The 6,019-nt window shown below is 31.6% G+C and carries 7 protein-coding genes; all 7 read left to right on the forward strand.

Annotated features, from left to right (window positions below):
• The coding region (locus QZU75_RS12320; protein ID WP_296884110.1) for an ATP-binding protein at window positions 1-817 on the forward strand (817 nt) is incomplete at its 5' end.
• Window positions 818-1,326: 509 nt separating this feature from the next.
• Complete coding sequence (locus QZU75_RS12325; protein ID WP_296884120.1) at window positions 1,327-2,640, forward strand: ATP-binding protein; 1,314 nt, start codon at window positions 1,327-1,329, stop codon at window positions 2,638-2,640.
• 44 nt (window positions 2,641-2,684) lie between these two features.
• Window positions 2,685-2,831: a hypothetical protein gene (locus QZU75_RS12330; protein WP_296884112.1), complete on the forward strand. Its 147-nt coding sequence runs from the start codon at window positions 2,685-2,687 to the stop codon at window positions 2,829-2,831.
• Between the two features lie 417 nt (window positions 2,832-3,248).
• Complete coding sequence (locus QZU75_RS12335; RefSeq protein WP_296884114.1) at window positions 3,249-3,797, forward strand: hypothetical protein; 549 nt, start codon at window positions 3,249-3,251, stop codon at window positions 3,795-3,797.
• A 13-nt stretch (window positions 3,798-3,810) separates the two neighbouring features.
• Window positions 3,811-5,481, forward strand: coding sequence for an FAD-binding protein (locus QZU75_RS12340; protein ID WP_296884115.1), 1,671 nt, complete (start codon window positions 3,811-3,813; stop codon window positions 5,479-5,481).
• Window positions 5,482-5,483: 2 nt separating this feature from the next.
• Window positions 5,484-5,684 (forward strand): hypothetical protein, encoded by a 201-nt coding sequence (locus tag QZU75_RS12345; RefSeq protein ID WP_296884117.1) that lies wholly within the window; start codon window positions 5,484-5,486, stop codon window positions 5,682-5,684.
• Window positions 5,635-6,019 (forward strand): 2Fe-2S iron-sulfur cluster-binding protein (locus QZU75_RS12350; RefSeq protein WP_296884119.1); only part of this gene is annotated, 385 nt, incomplete at its 3' end. The genes QZU75_RS12345 and QZU75_RS12350, both read left to right, overlap by 50 nt.

Here is a 6,019-nt window from a genome sequence, read left to right on the forward strand (position 1 = left end):
ACTAGATAAGCAAATAGAAAAATATTTTAAATCAAATGACTTTAAAATCAAAGAATTCATACAAATTGACAAAATACCCCTACCGGTTTTTTCAAAAGAGACAAACGAAGAAAAGCTTATGGATTTTGTATTGGATTTGCCCGAAAAAATATATGAGAAAAATCACAACAAAATAAAAGGTGTCTTAATTTTCATCGATGAATTTCAACTCATAAGAGAATTAAATGACTACAGAGAATCATTTTTATGGAAATTGAGAAGTTATATTCAAAATCAAAGAAATGTTGCATACATATTTTCTGGATCAATGAGCATGCAGGATAAATTAATCTCCGAAATTGCAAGTCAAAATGGAGCCTTTGGTGGAAGAATGATTTCAATGCACCTAAATCCATTTGAAAAAGAAACCGTTAGGAATTATTTATCTGAAAAGGCCCCCTACATAAAATTTACTGATGACGGTTTTGACAGATTTTACAAATGCACATCAGGAATCCCTTCATACGTTAATATCTTCGCAGCACTATTGCCAATCAATCAACAATTAGATGATTATGCCATAAAAATTCAATTTGATAAAAAAATTCAGGCCATAAGTTCACATTTAATAAATATATGGACAAGATTATCATTTAGAGAGCAGACAATAATCATTATCCTGCTTGAAAGGCCCCTGCGCAGAATAGACATAGCAAATGAATTTGGAATATCAACAGGGTCATTAAGCAACTATCTAAATAATCTTCAAAATCAAGGCCTTATAATACTAAATGATGGATTATACGAAATTTCCGAACCAATTCTCAAAAGATGGTGAAAAGGGAATCTATCCATATAGAAGCATGTGAAAAATACGAATAATTCGTATAAAACGTATGATATAGTTCGCAACCTTATCGATTTGAACCACAAAACTCTAATAAAAAATTTATTTTCTGCTAATTATAAAATTTTTGAAATGCAAATATAAATAAAAATTCAATATTATCTGAATTGTCTAACTATTTTTCCACAATCACAGTTATGTTTTTTCATAGAGTCGCAGATGGCAAATGTTTATTGTTAATGAAGTTTATATTGTTAATTATAGCAAGAATATATTGGTCAATTATCTGACCGCATATTTATATATTATATGGTCAAATATTTAACCAAGTAATTAAATATTTTTTCCAGATGTGATTTTATATGTATGATAAAGAGGAAATTATCAGCGATTACATTAAAGAAGAATTATCTGACATTCCAAATATTTTAAATAATGAATTAACTTTAAATGGCAGAAATTTCGAATATAGAAAATAGTTTGATTTTATTAAACATCATATTAATGAGTTTTTAGAAAAAACAACCCCTAATCGATATTTTGCACTTCCAGGATTAAGAGGTGTAGGAAAAACAACATTATTATATCAAACCTATGAATACCTATTCAAATCCAAAAACATCAATCCGAACCAAATATTGTTCATTTCTTGTGAAAACTTAAATGACGTAATTGATTTCAAAATCATTGATGTTGTTAAGCAATTTTTAGAAACATATCACAACACTACATTAAGAAGATTGGATAAAAAGATATTTTTACTTATCGATGAATCACAATATGATAAAAACTGGGCATTATCTGGAAAATTAATATTTGACAAAACCAAGAACATATTCATGATTTTTACAGGTTCATCAGCATTAAACCTTGAATACGATGCAGATTCCGCAAGAAGATTGCTTAAACAGAATATAACACCGCTAAACTACAGCCAACACCTAAAATTAAAATACAATTACAATGCAGGCAATACTTCAGCTTCCCTTAAAAAGTTAATATTTGCTGGTGAAGTTGAAGATGCCATCATATGCGAACAACAAATAAATCAGGATTTAATTAACTTAAAAGGATATTCCACAATCGATTGGGATGAATACTTGAAATATGGAGGTTTTCCAACATCATTATTTGAAACCAATCCCTATATAATCTGTAAAAATATCACAGGAATGGTTAAAAAAGTTATATCCCATGATATGGGAACAATATCTTCAATAACTTCAGACAGCCAAACACATGCCAATCGGCTATTGAGATTTTTGGCTCTTCAAAAGCCGGGAGACATTTCTCAGGAAAAGATGGGAACATATCTTGGAACTTCAAAAGGAAACATTCGAAACATTCTTGACATTTTAGAAAAAACCCAATTGATATTCCATTGTGAACCTCATATTGCATCACCTAAAAGATCCATAAAATCATGGGAGTATTTCTTTGCAACATCCAGCATAAAGCACATCTTAACCTCATCTATAGGCAATCTGAATTTGAACAAAAAAGCATATCTTGGAGTTTTGATGGAAAATCTCGTTGCATCAACATTATTCTATCTAAGCAATGAAGATGGAAACTATTTCACGCTTTATTATGATCCAGAAGACAAGACAAATGTTGATTTTATAATTCAAGGGGAATTCCAAAAGGCAATACCAATAGAAGTGAGCATGGGTAAAAAAAAGAAAAGACAAATTTCTTCAGCAATTGAACGCTACAATGCAGATTATGGAATAATAATTTCAAATACAACCACTACAATTGAAAAAAGAGACAATATTATTTATCTGCCTCCAAAAACCTTTTCATTTTTATAATTAATTAGTTATATTTAACTAAATTGAAATCAAAAATATATTACATGGCATCGAAAATAGCACATGGAATTTCTTTAATAACCAACAAATCAATAGTTGGAATTATTCTAACATTAGTAATGATATGTTCCACCTACTTTCACGATTCCAATGCAGATATCAGTTCATTATCCATTATCCGTGTGGTCTAGATTAGTAGATAAATTATGATGCAAGATCAGTTTCGCCGTTGTATTCTGTATAACTATTCCACCACTCTTCCTTGCACCTACAAGTGTATGACCTTATGAAATTACCATGTTTACCCTCTTATTTATTGTATTAGCAAAAAATGTTACAATATCAACTTAATATGATAGAAAGAGAATCCAAATATAAAGATTCAAAACTAATTTTTAAAAACAATTTCATATAAAGAAAACACTAAAATAATACGAATAATTCGTATAAAATGGTGATATAGTTCGCAACCTTATCGATTTGAACTAATAAACTCTGATAAAAAAGAATAACTGTTTGACTAGATATCTATTAAATATTGCTAATTTTAAGAGACTACATCATGAATACAAAAATTAATTAATTAACATGACAATAAATAATTAACAATGTTTCAATTAAGAAAATTAAATTCACTATTAGTCATAATAATAATTTTAATACTTGTATCTCATGCTTTATTAACAGGATTGTTACTAGCTGGATTAATTGAATACACTCCAAATACTATTGTAACCGGTGAAGTACTATTATTCTTTGTTATAGCCCATATAATTATAAGTCTATATCTATTCATCAAAGACAAGATTAAACAGCGAAAAATACATGTATATGCCAATATCAATAAGGATACGATAGTTCAGGCAATCAGTGGGATATTTATAATCATCTTTATTGTAGCACATGTTTTATCATACATTTATCTTCCAGCATATATTCCAAATTTTAATTGGCAAATTACTCATCTAACAATCGACACATTATTCTTTATAACATTATTCATCCATTTGCAAATAAGCATTCCACGATTATTGGTCTCATTTGGATTTTTAGTTGAAAAAAATGATTATGACAAATGCAGGAAAGTTATCAGAATCCTGTTAATTATAATATTCACATTATTGTTCCTAACAGAACTATCATATTATATTCTATGAAAGAGTTGATTTTATGGTAAAAGAAATTATAGTGATTGGTGCAGGTCTTGCAGGACTGACCTGTAGCGTAAAATCCGCCAACAAAAATATGCACGTGAAATTATTTTCACCGGCGCATTCAGAACGATCCCAATCAGTAATGGCAATGGGCGGAATAAATGCCGCATTAAACACTAAAGGAGAAGATGACTCTGTAAATGAACATTATACAGACACCATTAATGCAGGACAACATATCAACAACCATAATGCCGTGGAAAAACTAACAAATGATGCCCCAGAAATAATTGATTGGTTAAGCAAACTTGGAACAAGTTTCACAAGAGATGACGACGGCAATGTGGATGTCAGGTACTTTGGTGGCCAAAAGAAGATGAGAACAGCTTATGCCGGTGCAAGAACAGGAAAACAGATTCTAACAGCAATCAACACTGAATGCAGGAAATGGGAATATAAAGAAAAAATTAAAAGATACATCGGTTGGAGATTCTTATCATTGATATTGGACGATAATAAAGTCTGTCGTGGCGTGGTTATGATTAATGAAAATACAGAGGAAATAAGAGATTTTTATGCTGATTTTGTTGTTATAGCATCCGGCGGCATGAATAAGGTTTTTGGAAAAATCAGCGGATCCCTGCACAATGATGGATTTGTAAGTGGGAAATTATTGCATCAGGGTATTGAATTAGCCAATATGGAAATGATACAGTACCATCCAACAACCATAGAAACCCCTGTTAAAAGAATGCTCATTACTGAAGCCGCCCGTGGAGAAGGTGGTAGATTATATACTTTGCGCAATGGTGAAAAATGGTATTTCATGGAAGAATGGTATCCTGAACAGGGTGCTTTAATGCCTCGCGATGTTGTATCTCGAAGCATATACCGAGTATGTCATGAAGATAACATGGGAATTGATGGTGAAAATAAGGTTTATTTGGATTTAACTCACTTGGATGAAAAAACCGTCAAAACTAAGCTTGATGAGGTTTATGATGTTTGTATGAACTATTTAAATCTTGACCCTACTCGTGAGCCAATTCCAGTTTATCCGGGCGTCCATTACTTCATGGGAGGCATACGTACAGACGATGCTCATAAAACCAATATTAGGAATTTATTCGCTATTGGAGAATGCTCTTCACAGTACCACGGCGCCAACCGTCTTGGAGGAAATTCATTGCTTGGAGCCATACACGGTGGATGGGTAGTGGCTGATCAATTGGAAGAAATTTCATGTGAAAATAATAGTTTTGAAGAATATGAAATATTAAACTACGAATATGACGCCTATGAAAATTGGAAGGAACTGCAAAAAGAGGCCAACAACATTTCATCATATGAAATTGAAGAAGAAATTGCAAATATAATGAACAGAACCATGGGGATTTACAGAACGGAAAGTGAACTAAAAGAAGGATTGAATAAACTGGATTCCCTTGAAACAATTCATGTAAACAGCCATGGGTGCTATTATGATTACATTTTATTAAAATCACTGATAGATATTGCAAAAGCAATGCTATCATCAGCATTAGCAAGGAAAGAAAGCAGAGGCGCACATCAAAGATTAGATTATCCCGAAACAAATGAGGAATACCTAAAAACAACCGTGATATCATTTGACAATGATGAATTAAAAATTACATTCAACGATACAGAGGAGAGAATGAGCTGGTAAAAATGGAGTCAATAACCGTAATTATAAAAACCTCAAAAGGCATGAAGGAATATACTTATGAAGGCAATCTCAACATTCCGGTAACTACTCTATTAGAAAGAATCAATGTGAAACATGTCCAGTTGCCTTCAAGGACTGTGCGGAAGTTGTTCAATGATAATAAATGGTTTGCCAAAGCTTGCATGCAAAACATTTGTGAATGAAGAAGCAACAACCAAAAAAATGCATAAGATTACAATAGAACCCTTAAGCAAGTTTCCTGTTGTAAACGACTTGGTTGTCGATAGAACCTCAATGTTTGAAAACATTAAAAATTCCCGCCAATGGCTTGAAGAAGAATCACGTATTAATCAGGATAATCTAGAATTTGAATATGAAGCATCACAATGTCTGATGTGCGGGTGCTGTTTAGAAGCCTGTCCTAACTATACTGGCGAAAACAATTACTATGGCGCAATTTTACCTGTGACATCCTCTAAAATATCAAAACAGGAAAGTGATATGGATAAATTAAAGTTTCTCAAAGAAAATTACAGTA

It is taken from the genome of uncultured Methanobrevibacter sp. (assembly GCF_902764455.1).
Lineage (GTDB): Archaea > Methanobacteriota > Methanobacteria > Methanobacteriales > Methanobacteriaceae > Methanocatella.

Excerpts from the sequence above, each read along its gene's own strand:
- QZU75_RS12330 (WP_296884112.1), top strand. The coding sequence starts at position 2,685 with ATGGCATCGAAAATAGCACATGGAATTTCTTTAATAACCAACAAATCA.
- QZU75_RS12335 (WP_296884114.1), top strand. The coding sequence starts at position 3,249 with ATGTTTCAATTAAGAAAATTAAATTCACTATTAGTCATAATAATAATT.
- QZU75_RS12340 (WP_296884115.1), top strand. The coding sequence starts at position 3,811 with ATGGTAAAAGAAATTATAGTGATTGGTGCAGGTCTTGCAGGACTGACC.
- QZU75_RS12345 (WP_296884117.1), top strand. The coding sequence starts at position 5,484 with ATGGAGTCAATAACCGTAATTATAAAAACCTCAAAAGGCATGAAGGAA.